We start from the raw sequence: 14,027 nt of genomic DNA on the forward strand, positions 1-14,027 counted from the left end.
TCTGGGTGCGCAAGAACAAGGACTCCGGCAAAGCCACGCCGGCGGAATCGGTCGACCTTGATGCCGAGAACCGTCGACTGCGCGCCGAGTTGACCGAAGCGAAACGGGCAAACCAAATACTGCGCCGGGCGTCGGCTTTCTTCGCGGCGGAGCTCGACCGCCCATCCAAGAGGGGGCACCTCCCGCTTGCGGGGGAATCGTCGGCTTCATCGACAACAACTGCGACGAGTTCGGAGTCGAGCCAATCGTGCGCGCCCTTTCAGGGACTGCTGCACGGATTGCTGTGAGCTCGTATTACGCGCTTAAGAAGCGCCTACCCTCAGCCCGTCCCCGTCAGGACCGGGAACTCATGGTCATCATCCAAGACATCTATGAGGCGAACTATTCCTGTTACGGGGCGCGGAAGATGTGGAAGGCGATCAATCGTGAGCATACCGGCCGGTTCGGTCCGGTGGCCCGGTGCACCAGCAAGAGGTTGATGCACAGGCTGGGCATCGATGGGGTTCGTACGAGACGGAAGCAGCCGACGACCGCTCCGGCCAGGGCCGAAGAATGCCCGGACGATCTCGTCATGAAGTCAACCAAACCTTCAGCAGCCCCCTTCTCCCCCGATCCCCCGGCCCTGTCCAAAACAACATCCTGCGGTGGCGACTCGGCCGTGTTGCCGGGGGAGACGTAGTGTCATCTGCATGCCGATTATGCTTCTGACTTGCGAGGACGTAGTATTTACCAAGTAAACAAACGCCGCGGGGTGGAGCAGTTCGGTAGCTCGCCGGGCTCATAACCCGGAGGTCGCAAGTTCAAATCTTGCCCCCGCCACGAAAGTCGTAGAGCCCCCATCCATTGGATGGGGGCTCTACGCATTCACCTGACCCGCGCTCCCCCGTACACATCTACTGACCTATAGCCCCCCATCGTCCGCGCCAGATCTTCAACCGCAGGTCTAGGGTGGAAGAGATACCAACGGTCACGCTCAACTTAGATGAGGGATGCAGATCATGGGAGCACAGGCGCTTATGAACACAGGGCGATTCCTACTCTATATCGGTTCAGGAGGCAACGGCTGTAACTCCACCACATTTGCAATCAGGCGGTACGGCAATGCGCAGCCCGATTGATTCTGCGAGTGCGAAGCGGCCGAGCCTCCAAGACGCAGTTCGGAGGGCTGTGAGATCTGTGCCTGCCGGATACGTGGCAATGTACGGAGACATCGCGACCATAATCAACGTCGGCCTCCGCCAGGCAGGACGCCTCGTGGGTCAGATCGCTGATGCTGCGCCGTGGTGGCGGATCATCTATGCCGACGGCACACCCAGCACCTGTCACAGTCGCTTGGCCACAGGCCTGCTGCGTCAGGAGGGAAACGAAATCCTCGGACAGCGTGTGAATTTGGCCCTCCACCGTATCAACCGTGACTAAGTGTGAACTGTGACCACGTGCCACCTGTGACTGAGTGACACCAGCGCCCAAGAGTCACCGTTAGCAAGGTTACGCTTACCTTATGCATATTACTTCCCGCGGAACCTGCGCAGTGGCCGCAACCGCTTTGTCCGTCCTCCTGCTCACCAGCGCCTGCACATCCGGCACAGAAGCTGACAGGGGTGAGGACACTGGAAAAAAGGATGTTGCTACCGGTGGTAAAGCCTTCGCAAAAGCCGATGAAGAGACCGCTGAGCTGGGAAGTGATGCTGAGCCCGGGGCATTTCCCCGCACGGTGAAACATGCCAACGGCACCACCGAGATTGAGGAAGCGCCCAAACGGGTCGTCGTGCTCGACACCGGTGAACTCGACGATGTCCTCGCCCTGGGCATCACTCCCGTCGGTATGGTCACCACCGAGGGAGCTCACCCGGTGCCCTCCTACCTGGACGATCAGGTCAAAAACGTCGACACGGTGGGCACGATCAACGAACTCGATCTCGAGGCGATTGCCGAGCTTGAGCCGGATCTCATTCTGGGCAGCCAACTGCGTGCCGACACGCTCCACGACGAACTCGAATCAATCGCACCCACGGTGTTCTCGATTCGGCCGGGGTTCCCGTGGAAGGAGAACTTCATGCTCGTCGGCGAGGCGCTGGGCATGGAGAATGAAGCCACAGACGTGCTCAATGAATATGCGAAGGCCACCGACGAACTCGACGAGACGGTCGAGGGCGAGCCGACTATCTCACTCGTGCGATTCATGCCCGACAGGTTGCGGCTCTACGGCAACAAGTCCCTCATCGGCGTCATCCTCGACGATGCCGGGCTCGCCCGTCCTGAAGCACAGGACGTTGCTGAGCTCGCGGTCGAGATCTCTCCGGAGAATCTGGACCAGGCTGGTGGAGACTACGTCTTCTACACCAGTTATGGCGACCCTGAGGCCACCGGTGAGACCGCAGCAGTCTCCGGCAGCCAATGGTCGGGGATAAAGGCAGTAGAGGACGACAGAGCCTTCCGAGTCGAAGACGACGTCTGGTTCCTCGGGTTGGGGCCAATCGGGGCGAAACAGATCGTCGATGACCTCGATGGATACCTGACAGACTGACCCGACTAAGCCGTCGCCTCCCTGAAAGGGGCGGCCCGCATGTCGGCCCCGGCACATGAGTCAGGCCCCTGGGATCCGAACGGATCCCAGGGGCCTGACTCATTCAACGTCGACCGGCGCGGGTGTCAGTTGTCCCCGCCCTTATCGGCAGGGGCACTGGCCGGAGCTGACGCTCCGTCCTTCGAACCATCCTCGGCGAGAGAAGGATCGGCTGCTACCGCATCTTCAATCGCATTCTTCAGACGATCCTGCGCCTTTCCATACTTCTCGAAGTCACCCTCCTTGAGGGCTGCGTCGGAATCCTCCATAGCCTTCTTAGCCTTCTCAAGCGCATCGTTGAGATTCTTGTCATCAGGCTTGGAGCCGGAATCGTCGTCGCTCTTGGACCCGCCCGACTTGCCTGCTGCACCGCTGTCCTCGGTACCCGCGTCGCCGGCCTTGGCACCTGAGTCGCCGCCGAAGACCTGGTCGAGGGCTTCGTCCAGGGTCGGAGCGAATCCGATGTCCTCGCCGAATGCCACCAGTACGTGCTGGAGCAGTGGGTAGGACGTGTCGCCTGCGGACCGTACGTAGACGGGCTGCACGTAGAGCAGACCGCCGCCGACGGGCAATGTGAGCAGGTTGCCGTTCTGGACTTCAGACTCACCCTGACGAAGCAGGTTCAGGCTGCGCTGAACATCCGGGGCAGTATTGAAGTTGTTCTGAGCCTGACCTGGTCCGGGCACCGTCGTGTTACGCGGCAGCTGCAGAAGCCTGAGCTTGCCGTATCCTTCTGCAACCTCTCCCTTGGAACCGCCGGCATCGGCATCTGCTGACAGGAAGCCGGTCAAGTTGTTCCGTGCCTGCCCCTCAGAGGAGCGTGCAGGAATATAGGAGCTCGTCAGAGAGAACGACGGGGACTTCTGGCCCGGCATCTGCAGGGTCATGTAGAACGGAGGCTGAGTCAGACCGCTGTTGGCCTTCTTCGTCGGATCCGTCGGCAGCGTCCAGAAGTCCTGGCCGGTGTAGAACTCGCTGGCCGAAGTCACGTGGTACTTCGTGAGCAGATCACGCTGCACTTTGAACAGGTCTTCCGGATATCGCACGTGGTTCATCAGGTCGCCCGACATCTCGGACGAGGGTTTGATGAGATCCGGGAAGATCTTCATCCACGTCTTGAGAACAGGATCCTTCTTGTCCCACTGGAACATGTCGACCTTGCCGTCATAGGCATCGACAGTGATCTTCACCGAGTTCCGAATGTAGTTGACCTCTTCATCCGGAAGTGTCGCCACGGAGTTGGGCGCAGTTGCCGTCACCGAATCCTCGGTGGCCTCCTGCAGCGGCTGAGGCGTCGAATACGGGTAGTCCTTTGCTGTTGTGTAGCCGTCAAGGATCCACTTGATCTTGCCGTCGACGATAGCCGGGTACGGGTCTCCATCGATCTTGAGGAACGGTGCCAGCTTCTGCACGCGTTCACGCGGATGGCGTTCGTAGAGGATCTGGGACTTCTCGTTGACCGCGTCGGAGAGCAGGATCTGCTCGTCCTGATATTTCAGAGCGTAGGCGAGACGGTTGAAGAGTCCACCCACGGATGGCCCGCCGTCACCGGTGAACGTGTTGTTCACCTGGCCCGAACCACTATCCTCATCGGACGGGTAGTCCAGCTCTCGAGGAGTTGTGTCCTTCTCGCCGCCGACGATCGAGTAGTCCGGTGAATCCTCACCGAAGTACACGCGCGGTTCGTATTTCGGGAACTCTCCCTTGGGCGGAATGTCGGATTCCATGAACACCGGTTCACCATCGGGGTTACGCTGATTGCCGTTGGCGGCGACAACACCGAACCCGTGCGTGTAGACGATTGCACGGTTGTACCAGCTCTGGTTGTTCACCGAGTCCGGAGCCAATTCACGCACCGCGATCACGGTGTCGCGCTTCTCACCGTCGATGTTGTAGCGATCGACGTCGAGCTGTTCGGGGAAGGAGTAGTAGGGCCTGACCTGCTGGAGCTGGCGGAACGTGTCCGATACCAAGTTGGGGTCGAGGAGACGAATCGATGCAGCAGTCTCAGCGTCTTCGCGCAATGCACCTTTCTCACCACTGGTGCTCGGTTCGTAGGGAGTGACATCCACGTCATCGAAGTCGAAGGCGTCACGGGTCGCATCGATGTTGTGCTGAATGTATTCAGATTCCAGGCTCTGCTGGGACGGAGCGACTTGGAACTGCTGAACCATCGCGGGATAGGCGATGATCGAAATGCCACCGAGGACGATGAGTGTGGCGGTCGCAATGAGCGAGATCCGCCAGTTTCCCTTCCACGCCGTATAGACGAACAGCAACGCCACAAGCACCGCTGCGATCGCGACTATGGCCATGGCCGGAAGTGCCGCCCTGTCATCGGTGAAGGTCACTCCGGGAACAATGCCACCCGTCGAAGTCAGTCGTTCGTACCGGGCAAGCCAGAGACGGCCTGCCTGAACGAGGACCAGGGCGGCAACGGTGATTCCCAGCTGCCACTGGGCGGTCTTCGTCAGGATGACGCCCTTCTGCTCTCCCGGGCGGATACCGCCGAAGAGATAATGTCCGACGAGTGCAGCGATGAGCGACAGCAGCACCGCCATCCCCACCTGGTCCCCGATCAATCGCAGGCCGGGCAGGACGAAGACGAAGAACGACTTGTCCATCCCGAACTGGGCATCCTGCGAGCCGAACGAGGTCGAATTCATCCACTGCAAGACGGTGTTCCAGTGCGCCGAGGCGGTGATTCCGCTGAGCAGGCCGACGACCGCTGGGATCGCGAAGGTCGCGACCTTCCGAAGCGGCTCGATTGCTTCACGGTACCGATCGAGGTTCTCCTGGCGCGGGGTTGTCGGCGCATACACCGGGCGATTGCTGAAGGCCAGATGCAGGCTCAGCCACACCGGGACCGCCATGATGACGAATCCGGCGAGGAAGGTGAGTCCGCGGGTGAACCACATGGTGCGGAAAACCTGTGAAGCATCGATCTGCTTGAACCACAGAACTTCGGTGTACACCTGTGTGAACGCGATGAAAGCGACGAGCAGAATCGCCACTGACACAAGAGTGAGCAGCAGAGGCGAACGTCTGGGCCGGTTCGTCGGCATTCGTGCGGAGGTGGGTGAGGACGGAGAGCTCACTACTGCCCTTTCTCGTTGTTGTCGGCGCCGCTGGCCGGACACTTCTTCAGATCTGAAGTGTCTCCAGCTGCGTAATGTTCCACGGCGTTCTGCGCATCATCGAGATTATCGATTCGCGCCACCGTGATTTTGGATTGATCGGCAGCCTCGATGACTTCTGCGCAGTTGTCTGCGGGGGAAAGGAAGAGTTTCGCCCCCTGCTCAGTCGAGGCCGCTACCTTCTGTCGGGCACCACCGATGGGGCCCACTTTTCCTGCAGGATCGATCTCGCCGGTTCCTGCCACATGCTTACCACCGGTCATCGCCCCGGGTGTGAGTTCGTCGATGATCGCCAATGCGAACATGGTGCCGGCAGATGGGCCGCCGATACCCTCAACATTGAATGCCACGTCTACGGGGAATTTGAAGTCCTGTTTCATACTGATGCCGATGGCTTTGCGACCATCGATCGGCTCAGGTTTCAGCGCGACGTCGATCTTCTTACCCCCGCGTTCGACGACGAGGTCAACCGAGTCAGAGGACTGTACCGTCTCGCTCATGATCTGTGCGGCTGCAGGGTCGGAACCCAACTTTTTGCCGTTGACGGACATGATCCGATCGTCCTTGCGCAGTTTCGCCTCGGCGGGAGAGTCGGGAACTACGTCGCCGACGAGAAGATGAACCTCGTACGGCTTGTCCAGCTGTCCCATTGCGGCCGCAACGGCCACATCCTGACTGGATGACATCTCCACCGCGTTGGTGGCCGCCACGTCTTCCCTCGTCGTGTCGAGTGGGTAGTAGGCCTCGGTGGGGATGACTGTTTCCTTGCCGTGGAGCAGAGCGCCGAGGGCCTGCGAAGCATAGGTGTCACGACCCGGGCCGCCGCTAACAGCCACCGTGAGCATGTCGATGCGACCATCGGTCGGGTAGGTTTTGGCGCCGGTGACGTGGATCATGGGTTTGCCCTGATAGTCACCGAGGGTGTTGAAGACCGGGCCGGGCAGCTGCAACATGTATGGCACCGGCAGCAGAACTGCCAGAGCGATGAGGAGATAGGTCATGACCCCTGAAGTCGTGGTCAGACGTGGGGCGCGTCGGCGAGCGTTGCCACGCGTCGGTGCTTCGGGCACCGGCACGGCCCGAGGAGTATTAGCTGTCATGTGTTCCTTTCGCTGCACCGCCCGACCAGTCTAGTTGAAACCTGACCGTGAGTTTCACAGACTCCTTTCGCCCGGTGCGAACATCCTCCGAAACCTCCCGGAATTGGGAAGCTTCCCACATCCGGAACCGTTAACGTATAGGACAAACCGATTCTTGGGGGCATTGAGAAAATGAGCGATGACAATAACAACGAACAGAATCCGTTCGAGCAGATCTTCGGAATGCTCTTCGGAGCCAACGGTCCCGGGGCCGGTCAGGGCGAAGACAAGGACGGCAACGCCGGTCCGCAGGGCTTCCAGATCGATCCCGCGATGATGTCGACGATCATGAATCAGATGCAAGGTCTCTTCGGGCAGGGCGCCGACTCTCAGGCGCAGGCGACGCAGATCGCGAAGAAGGCGATCCCGACTCCTGACCCCGCTGTGGGCGAGGAATCTGCTAAGGCAACCACAGACGCCTTCCGACTTGCCGAACTCTGGCTCGCCGAAGCCACCGAGTTCTCCGTGGCCAACCGAGCAGCCCGCACACTCACCCGCGAGGACTGGGTCAGCGAGACCATGCCCGGGTGGCAGAAATTCGTGCTCCCGATCAAGGAGAACATGTCCACTGCCCTGACAGGGGCACTGGAGACTCAGATGCCGGCAGAGATGAAGGGAATCCTCGCAGGTGCCTCTTCGATGTTCGGCTCGATGAGCGATTCGATGTTCGCAATGCAGATCGGTCAGGCCGTGGGCGCGTTGTCGGAGAGCGTGCTGACCGGCACCGAGGTGGGACTGCCCCTATTGCCGCAGGACAGTGCAGTGCTCGTGGAGACCAACGTGGAGAAGTTCGCGTCTGAGATCGACGTTGACGCTTCGGAAGTCCGGATCTACCTGGCCGCCCAAGAGCTCGCACATCTTGCACTGTTCGAACGGGCCCCGTGGCTCAGTGCACAGGTAGAAGCTGCGTTGACACGCTATGCGCAGGGTCTGAAGGTCGATACCTCACAGATCGAGGACATGGCCTCACAGATCGATCCATCCAACATCTCCGACCTCAGTGACAATATCCGCCAGGGACTGTTCAATCCCCCGACGACCGAGGATCAGAAGAAGGCACTGACGAATCTGGAGAACCTCCTCGCGGTCATCGCGGGATGGGTCGACGTCGTCGTCTACTCCGCATGTGCTCATCTTCCGGGACGCGACCAGATCCGTGAGGCTCTGCGCCGCCGTCGAGCCACCGCGGGCCCTGCTGAGAAGACGTTCTCAACCTTGGTCGGCCTGCAATTCAATCCACGGCGTCTGCGTGATGCTGCGGCGCTGTTCGGATACCTCGAGACGCAGGGAGGCACAGAGGCCAGAGACAAGGTGTTCTCACACCCCGACCTTCTGCCCACAACACAGGATCTCGACGATCCGTTGGGATACTCCGAACGTCGAAATGCCGAATGGACCAGCGAATCAACTCTTGACGAGGCCTTGAACCGTATTCTCGCCGAAGGTATTGAAGGTACCGAAACCAGCGGGGACTCGGAACCGCAGAACAACGCCGGATCCGACGCTAGTTCCGACTCCGACACCAGCTCGAGCTCCGACACCGACGATGGGTCAGACGAGGGTGATGAGACTGGCGGCCGCAGCGAGAGCTGAATGATCCATCTCGAGACCGCCCGTGCCGAGGTCGGCGCCACGTCGGCACCGTCTGATTTCACGCTCGATTTCGAGCGCCTCTTCACCGCCGTCGGCGCCTCAGCGCTGCAACGCGAGGCTGGTGCTGAGCATGTCACTGCCAGTTGCCTCGTCTTCGACCCGGACACGGAGTCCGTGCTCCTCAACCACCACCGCAAGGCCGGTCTCTGGGGTCAGTTCGGGGGTCACCTCGAGGCCGAAGACGACAGTCTGCGTTCTGCGGCCCGCAGAGAGGCCATGGAGGAGAGCGGACTGAGTCGGCTGACCTGGTTCTCCCCCGCCCCGATCGATCTCCATGTGCATGATCTCTCGGCCTCCTTCGGTGCGTGCGAACGTCACTTCGACGTGGTGTTCGCCGCTATCGCGTCTGTGGACCAGGTTCCAGTCGTCTCCGACGAGTCTCTGGCAGTGAAGTGGTTCCCTCTCACTGCCCTGCCGACCGCGTTGATGCCCGACCTCATTGTGCGACTGCCGGAACTCTATCGGGCAGGTGTGGAAGCACGACAGGTCAGCGACCGCCGCCACGACTGAATTGCTCTCCTGCACTGAAGCCCTCTAGATAGAGCTTCGCCTCTGCCTGACGGGGGTGCCTGTCCGCCAACTCATGGAATGCCTTGTTGTGCGGTCCGACCTGCAGATGAGCTAGCTCATGGACGATGACGGTCTCCAGCACCCAACGAGGCACGGCCTGCAGACGGTGGGAGACCCTGATGTCTCCTGACGAGGTCGTCGTCGATGCCCACCGACTGATGTTCTGATTTGTCACCCACCTGATCGACTGCGGACGCAGACGCCCATCGAAATAGCGGGCGTTCATCTCATCTGCCACAGCGACGAGGTCCGACGCCGAAGAATGGTCCCTGGCCGCGAGGCGATTGAACAGATCGGTCAACGAGCGAATGTTGTGTTCCACGCTGTATCGCACAGGCGTGCTGAGAACGTAGGTATCGACTTCCTTCGAAACCGAAATGGTCTTCTTGCGGCGCGCGGAGCGACGCACTTCGATCTCCCCACGGGCGATAGCCCGCAGCACATCTTCTTCGGTCCATCTGTGTAGAGTTGCCACAGACCCATCATAGGAAATTCGTCAGCCGTCGAATCACCTGTCTCTACTTGTGAGTTTCCTGAGTATCGTCATTTCGACAGCCCCGTGGGGCTGTCCCCAGGCCGAATCATCCATGGAGACCGCTGTATGCGGAAGTGACCTACGGTTTCGCTCTCCCCGGAGTCCCAAATTCAATCATTCAAGGCACCTTTTCTCCACAACTCAGGGCGACATATCCACAGGTTATCCACACTCTGTTGACTGGTCTGTGGATGAACCGACATTGACGGGGCGGCAAATGCAGAATAGGTTCTATGATTGACCCCGGAAAACCCGGAGATGCGTGCGGAAGGGGAAGCTGCACGAGTCTCCGCGAGCGCCTGGGGCACAAAGCGGTTGAGGGCACGTCGGGATGCATTTTCCGGCTTGCCCTCGACTGTTTTCCACAGGGTTTTCCACAGTTCCATCTCGTCCATGGCGGATGCTCTCCACCTTCACTACTGTGGAAGTCCGAAGGGTTCGAGGTGAGGTGGAGACATGTTCCGGATTTTTCCCAGTGTGCCGATCACGTGGCGGTCGCCATCGTGTGTGCAGTTCGGCGTCGATGATCCTGTCCTCATCGACGGTCTCCTGCCCGCAGATGTCACCCTCGTCGAGGAACTCCGAATGGGTGTCGGTTCGGCCCAGTACTATTCGCGGGCACAGGATCTCGGTGCCGACCTGGGCCGGGCGAGTTCGTTGATCACCTTGCTCGACGAAGCAGGAGTGCTGGTTCCCGACGATTCCGATGCCGTGCTGGTGACGAAGAGTTCGCCGCTGTTGGCGACTGCACAGATCTTCGCCCTATCCCCCGATCGTGTGTCGAGGCTCCTCGGCGAATCGCCGATCGTGGTGCTGGGCCCGCTGCGAGCAGTCACCGAGCAGTATCTCTCAGCCTCCGGATTCGCCATCGCAGAGCAGCGCCGCGTCGAGGAGCTCGATCTGCTGTCCTCACCGCTGGTGATCACGACGTCCTACCTCGTCCCGGATATACACGTCGCAACTTGGCTCACAGATCACGAAGTTCCCTATTGCCAGGTGGTGATCGGGGAGTATTCTCTCGAGGTCACTGGCCTCATCCGTCCGGGAACGACACCGTGCGCCGTCTGTGCGTGCCTGCGGAAGAAGGACGCCGATGATTCCTGGTTGGACCAGTATTCCCACGTTCGAGCACTCCCCGACAGAGAAAGTCTCAGCGATCCCCTGTCACGTGTGCTCGGCGCACTCAACGTCGTCCAGGTCCTCAGACGATCGCTGTTGCAGCCCGATACAGAACCGGTGAATAGAAACGTCTCACTGGCCACAGGGATCGGCACGGACGAGAGTCTGGCTTTCCATCCCCGCTGCCAATGTCGAGTATCTGTACCGCACTTCGACCTAATCGACGAGCAGGCTCAATAGTCCTGACCCGTAGAGTTCGAGTTTGGTGGCTCCGACACCTGGGATCTTCGCCAATGCAGTCATGTCCTGGGGCCTGATCTCTGCAATCGCAGAGATGGATGTGTCGGTGAGAACGAGGTAGGGAGGCAGACCCTGTTCCAAACCGACGCGTGCCCGCCACCGGCGCAGTCGGTCAAGGAGTTCGAGGTCGATGTCGGGTGGGCAGTCGGCACACCGTGACAGGGCCCGGTCGACTTGGGAGACGAGCACCTTGCCGCATGATCGACAACGGTTCATCGCCACCGTGGTCGAAGTGCGACGGCCGTGACCTGCAGATGGATCAATGCGACCGAGCTCGCTGAGGAATCGGGACGGCTTACGCGGTCGCTGCCTGGAATCATGGCGTGACTGTGACCAGCTCAAGCTGAGATCTCTGCCCGCACGGGTCAGCGCCACATAGAATAGGCGACGCTCCTCAGCGACCGTTCGCGGCGTCTGGGCGTAGCTGATGGGCAACAGGCCCTCACTGAGTCCGACGAGGTGCACACTGTCCCATTCGAGGCCCTTTGCGGCGTGGAACGAGGCCAGGGTGACGCCTTCGATATCGGGAGCGAATTGGTGTTCGGCGCGATCGCTGAGATCAGCGAGAAAAGTTTCTAGAGGCACCGGCAGTTCAGATCCTGCTTGGAGCGTCCCCGCCAGATCAACCAGAGCCTTCAGTGATTCCCATTTCTGTCGACTTGCACCTGCTGCAGGCGGTTTGGTCGAGTATCCCAGGGACACCAGCACCTCGGCGACGACCTCAGGCAGGGATCTGCCACTTGAGGTGGCACGGGCCGCCTTGAGCATAAGAATGGCTTCTTTGACTTCCTTACGCGCGAAGTACCGTTCTCCTCCGCGCAGAACATACGGGATTCCGGCTGCGGCCAGAGCCTGCTCGTAGGCGGGACTCTGACCATTCGTGCGGAACAGAACTGCGATGTTGCGCGGACGACGACCGGCATTAACCTCGGCGGAGATGGCCTTGACGACCCCAACGGCTTCAGCATCATCGGTCGGGTACTCAGTCATGACCGGCGCTTGGCCTTCAGGGTTGTCGGTGCGCAAGGTCAATGCGGTCCGCGATGTGTGGCGAAGCAGGTTATTCGCCGTGGACACAATCGCCTTCGATGACCGATAGTTGCGAACCAGTTGGATCGTCGTCGACGTGGGCAATGAGGCATCGAGTGTCCCCAGCAGTGAAGAATCTGCTCCGGCGAACGAATAGATCGTCTGGGCCGGGTCACCGACGACGCAGAGGTTGTCCCGTGGCCCCAGCCAGCGCGAGAGGACATCGTATTGGAGGGGCGAAACGTCCTGAAACTCATCGACGACGAAGTGTCGGTACTGATCGCGAATGTCTGCTGCGATTGCGGGATACTCGGCGAGGACTCCGTCCAGAACAAGCAGAACGTCTTCGAAGTCCATGAGACGCCCGCGTGTCTTCGCTTCACTGTACGCCTCGAAGATGCGCACCATGTCCTCAACACTCAATGTGCCGGGAAGATCGCGCGTAGCGGCGTGGGTGGCATAGTCGTCGACCCCGAGGAGCGACGCGGCAGCGAATTCGAGTTCGGAGGCCACGTCCCGATTCAATTCCCGGCTGGTCTCGATGCCCATTCCCTGCAGCACTGACCCCAGGATTCCGGCTTTGTTGTCAATGATTCGGGGGAAGTCACCTGTTGCGAAGCGATCCCAGAAGAAGCGCAGCTGGCGCAGAGCAGCGGAGTGAAAGGTCCGGGCCTGGACCGCGGGTACACCGAGGTCACGCAGGCGCGAGCGCATCTCCCCTGCGGCCTTGGCCGTAAAGGTCAGGGCCAGAACATGGTTAGGAGGGAACACCTCGGTGGCGATGCCGTAGGCGATACGATGGGTCATCGCACGGGTCTTGCCTGTCCCGGCGCCTGCCAGAACGATCACCGGTGTAGAGAATTGGGTGGCGACCTCCTTCTGCTCGTCGTCGAGGGCATCGAGCAGTGCTACGGCCTGAGCATTCAAATGTTGTCCAACCAGCTGTAAAGGACCTGCCCGGCGATCGATACGAGTCCGGGGGCACGGACCGTGCCGCTTTCGATGGCTGCGTGCAGCTCTTCCCGGGTGAACCATGTCAGTGTGGCGATCTCTGCCTCATCGGCAGCGAATTCGAGGCTTGGGGCTTCAGCTGAGAAGCCGAGCATCAGTGAACACGGAAACGGCCAGGGTTGGGATCCGAGGTACTGCGGATTCCTCACTTCGACATGAGCTTCTTCGAACACTTCGCGAATGACAGCGCGTTCAAGGGTCTCACCGGGTTCGACGAAACCAGCCAGCAGGGAGAAGCGGTCGGCCTCCCAGGCCGCGTTGTTGCCCAGCAGCACTCTTTCGACCCCGTCCTCATCTGTGTTGATGATGAGGACGATGACGGCTGGGTCAGTGCGGGGGAAATGTTCGCTGTCATTCTCGGGGTCCGATCTCACCCAGCCTCCCATGGTTGGTCGGGTGGGCAGTCCGGTGCGGGGCGAGAACTGGTGGGCTCTGTGCCAATTGCCCAGGCTCACGATCTCACAAGCCAGGGACACCTGCACGTCGTCGAGCGATTCTGCCAATTGGCGCAGGGGCAACCAGACCGGCTCGGCGCTGTCGATGCCCTCTCCCGGTGCGGTCAGCAGGTCTGTGGCGTCGCGTGCCCGCCACGTCGCCAGCGACGTATCGAGTTGACTGCGGCCGGAATCATCGAGAGAGACTCCGATGTACTGGTGTCCTTCACCATCGCGACCGAGATAGATCTCGGTTTGGCCTCCCGGCACCAAATCTGGATCACTGATGAACAGACCCCCCGACGCCACGAGGAGTGAACCACGATGTTCGAACACGGGTTTTGCTCCGCTGGCCCACAGTTTTTCCAGGTCACCGTCTTGGCCACGAGAAAGATGGTCGCGATCGATTCCATGACGGGCCAGACTGATCGGTTTCACGGGTGGCAGTGGCTTCATGTCCTCCACGATAACTCAGGGTCCTGACGCGAGAAGTGTGGGTGCTGACACGCTCAACGGCCAAATCTTCTGTCTCCG

The 14,027-nt window shown here is 60.3% G+C and carries 13 protein-coding genes and 1 tRNA gene; 8 read left to right on the top strand and 6 right to left on the bottom strand.

The window, feature by feature from the left end:
- Window positions 1–5: 5 nt before the first annotated feature.
- The 5 genes from INT29_RS02600 (at window position 6) to INT29_RS02620 (ending at window position 2,527) form a co-directional block, all read left to right on the top strand.
- Entirely contained in the window at window positions 6–287 is a 282-nt protein-coding gene (locus INT29_RS02600) for a hypothetical protein (protein ID WP_180958979.1), read from the top strand.
- Window positions 284–679, top strand: a complete 396-nt coding sequence (locus INT29_RS02605; protein WP_145997431.1) for an IS3 family transposase — start codon at window positions 284–286, stop codon at window positions 677–679. The genes INT29_RS02600 and INT29_RS02605 overlap by 4 nt, the downstream gene beginning before the upstream one ends.
- Before the next feature lie 66 nt (window positions 680–745).
- A tRNA-Met gene (locus INT29_RS02610) sits at window positions 746–819 on the top strand.
- Between the two features lie 282 nt (window positions 820–1,101).
- Entirely contained in the window at window positions 1,102–1,419 is a 318-nt protein-coding gene (locus tag INT29_RS02615) for an MGMT family protein (protein WP_101572471.1), read from the top strand.
- An 82-nt stretch (window positions 1,420–1,501) separates the two neighbouring features.
- Complete coding sequence (locus tag INT29_RS02620) at window positions 1,502–2,527, top strand: ABC transporter substrate-binding protein (protein ID WP_101572473.1); 1,026 nt, start codon at window positions 1,502–1,504, stop codon at window positions 2,525–2,527.
- 125 nt (window positions 2,528–2,652) lie between these two features.
- Here the strand turns inward: INT29_RS02620 and INT29_RS02625 are convergent, their stop codons facing one another.
- Both INT29_RS02625 and INT29_RS02630 read right to left on the bottom strand, forming a co-directional pair.
- Window positions 2,653–5,631: a UPF0182 family protein gene (locus INT29_RS02625; protein ID WP_226831113.1), complete on the bottom strand. Its 2,979-nt coding sequence runs from the start codon at window positions 5,629–5,631 to the stop codon at window positions 2,653–2,655.
- Window positions 5,632–5,663: 32 nt separating this feature from the next.
- Entirely contained in the window at window positions 5,664–6,803 is a 1,140-nt protein-coding gene (locus INT29_RS02630) for a PDZ domain-containing protein (RefSeq protein WP_101572477.1), read from the bottom strand.
- Between the two features lie 171 nt (window positions 6,804–6,974).
- On the opposite strand from INT29_RS02630, the gene INT29_RS02635 reads away from it, so the two are divergent.
- Together INT29_RS02635 and INT29_RS02640 are read left to right on the top strand one after the other, a co-directional pair.
- Window positions 6,975–8,435, top strand: a complete 1,461-nt coding sequence (locus tag INT29_RS02635; protein WP_101572479.1) for a zinc-dependent metalloprotease — start codon at window positions 6,975–6,977, stop codon at window positions 8,433–8,435.
- Entirely contained in the window at window positions 8,436–9,005 is a 570-nt protein-coding gene (locus tag INT29_RS02640) for an NUDIX hydrolase (protein WP_101572481.1), read from the top strand.
- On the opposite strand, the gene INT29_RS02645 is transcribed toward INT29_RS02640, so the two are convergent.
- Window positions 8,983–9,540 carry a M48 family metallopeptidase gene (locus tag INT29_RS02645; RefSeq protein ID WP_101572484.1) on the bottom strand — a complete coding sequence of 186 codons (558 nt, stop codon included), beginning with the start codon at window positions 9,538–9,540 and terminating at the stop codon, window positions 8,983–8,985. The two genes, INT29_RS02640 and INT29_RS02645, sit on opposite strands and share 23 nt — an antisense overlap.
- Before the next feature lie 170 nt (window positions 9,541–9,710).
- A complete protein-coding gene (locus tag INT29_RS02650) occupies window positions 9,711–9,995 on the bottom strand; it encodes a hypothetical protein (protein WP_193070650.1) in 285 nt (94 codons plus the stop codon).
- A gap of 61 nt (window positions 9,996–10,056) precedes the next feature.
- Here INT29_RS02650 and INT29_RS02655 point away from each other — a divergent pair, with 61 nt between their 5' ends.
- Window positions 10,057–10,959, top strand: a complete 903-nt coding sequence (locus INT29_RS02655) for a hypothetical protein (RefSeq protein WP_193070651.1) — start codon at window positions 10,057–10,059, stop codon at window positions 10,957–10,959.
- Here INT29_RS02655 and INT29_RS02660 read toward each other — a convergent pair.
- Together INT29_RS02660 and nudC are read right to left on the bottom strand one after the other, a co-directional pair.
- Window positions 10,936–12,975 (bottom strand): ATP-dependent DNA helicase UvrD2, encoded by a 2,040-nt coding sequence (locus tag INT29_RS02660; RefSeq protein ID WP_193070652.1) that lies wholly within the window; start codon window positions 12,973–12,975, stop codon window positions 10,936–10,938. The two genes, INT29_RS02655 and INT29_RS02660, sit on opposite strands and share 24 nt — an antisense overlap.
- Window positions 12,972–13,949 carry an NAD(+) diphosphatase gene (gene nudC / locus INT29_RS02665; RefSeq protein ID WP_193070653.1) on the bottom strand — a complete coding sequence of 326 codons (978 nt, stop codon included), beginning with the start codon at window positions 13,947–13,949 and terminating at the stop codon, window positions 12,972–12,974. The genes INT29_RS02660 and nudC overlap by 4 nt, the downstream gene beginning before the upstream one ends.
- Between the last annotated feature and the right edge of the window lie 78 nt (window positions 13,950–14,027).

Origin of the sequence: Brevibacterium sp. FME37, assembly GCF_014897485.1 — a bacterium.
Taxonomy (GTDB): domain Bacteria; phylum Actinomycetota; class Actinomycetes; order Actinomycetales; family Brevibacteriaceae; genus Brevibacterium.

Coding starts and splice junctions, on each gene's coding strand:
- INT29_RS02625 (WP_226831113.1), bottom strand. CDS start 5,631: ATGCCGACGAACCGGCCCAGACGTTCGCCTCTGCTGCTCACTCTTGTG.
- INT29_RS02650 (WP_193070650.1), bottom strand. CDS start 9,995: ATGGACGAGATGGAACTGTGGAAAACCCTGTGGAAAACAGTCGAGGGC.
- INT29_RS02655 (WP_193070651.1), top strand. CDS start 10,057: ATGTTCCGGATTTTTCCCAGTGTGCCGATCACGTGGCGGTCGCCATCG.
- INT29_RS02640 (WP_101572481.1), top strand. CDS start 8,436: ATGATCCATCTCGAGACCGCCCGTGCCGAGGTCGGCGCCACGTCGGCA.
- INT29_RS02635 (WP_101572479.1), top strand. CDS start 6,975: ATGAGCGATGACAATAACAACGAACAGAATCCGTTCGAGCAGATCTTC.
- INT29_RS02620 (WP_101572473.1), top strand. CDS start 1,502: ATGCATATTACTTCCCGCGGAACCTGCGCAGTGGCCGCAACCGCTTTG.
- INT29_RS02615 (WP_101572471.1), top strand. CDS start 1,102: ATGCGCAGCCCGATTGATTCTGCGAGTGCGAAGCGGCCGAGCCTCCAA.
- INT29_RS02630 (WP_101572477.1), bottom strand. CDS start 6,803: ATGACAGCTAATACTCCTCGGGCCGTGCCGGTGCCCGAAGCACCGACG.
- nudC (WP_193070653.1), bottom strand. CDS start 13,949: ATGAAGCCACTGCCACCCGTGAAACCGATCAGTCTGGCCCGTCATGGA.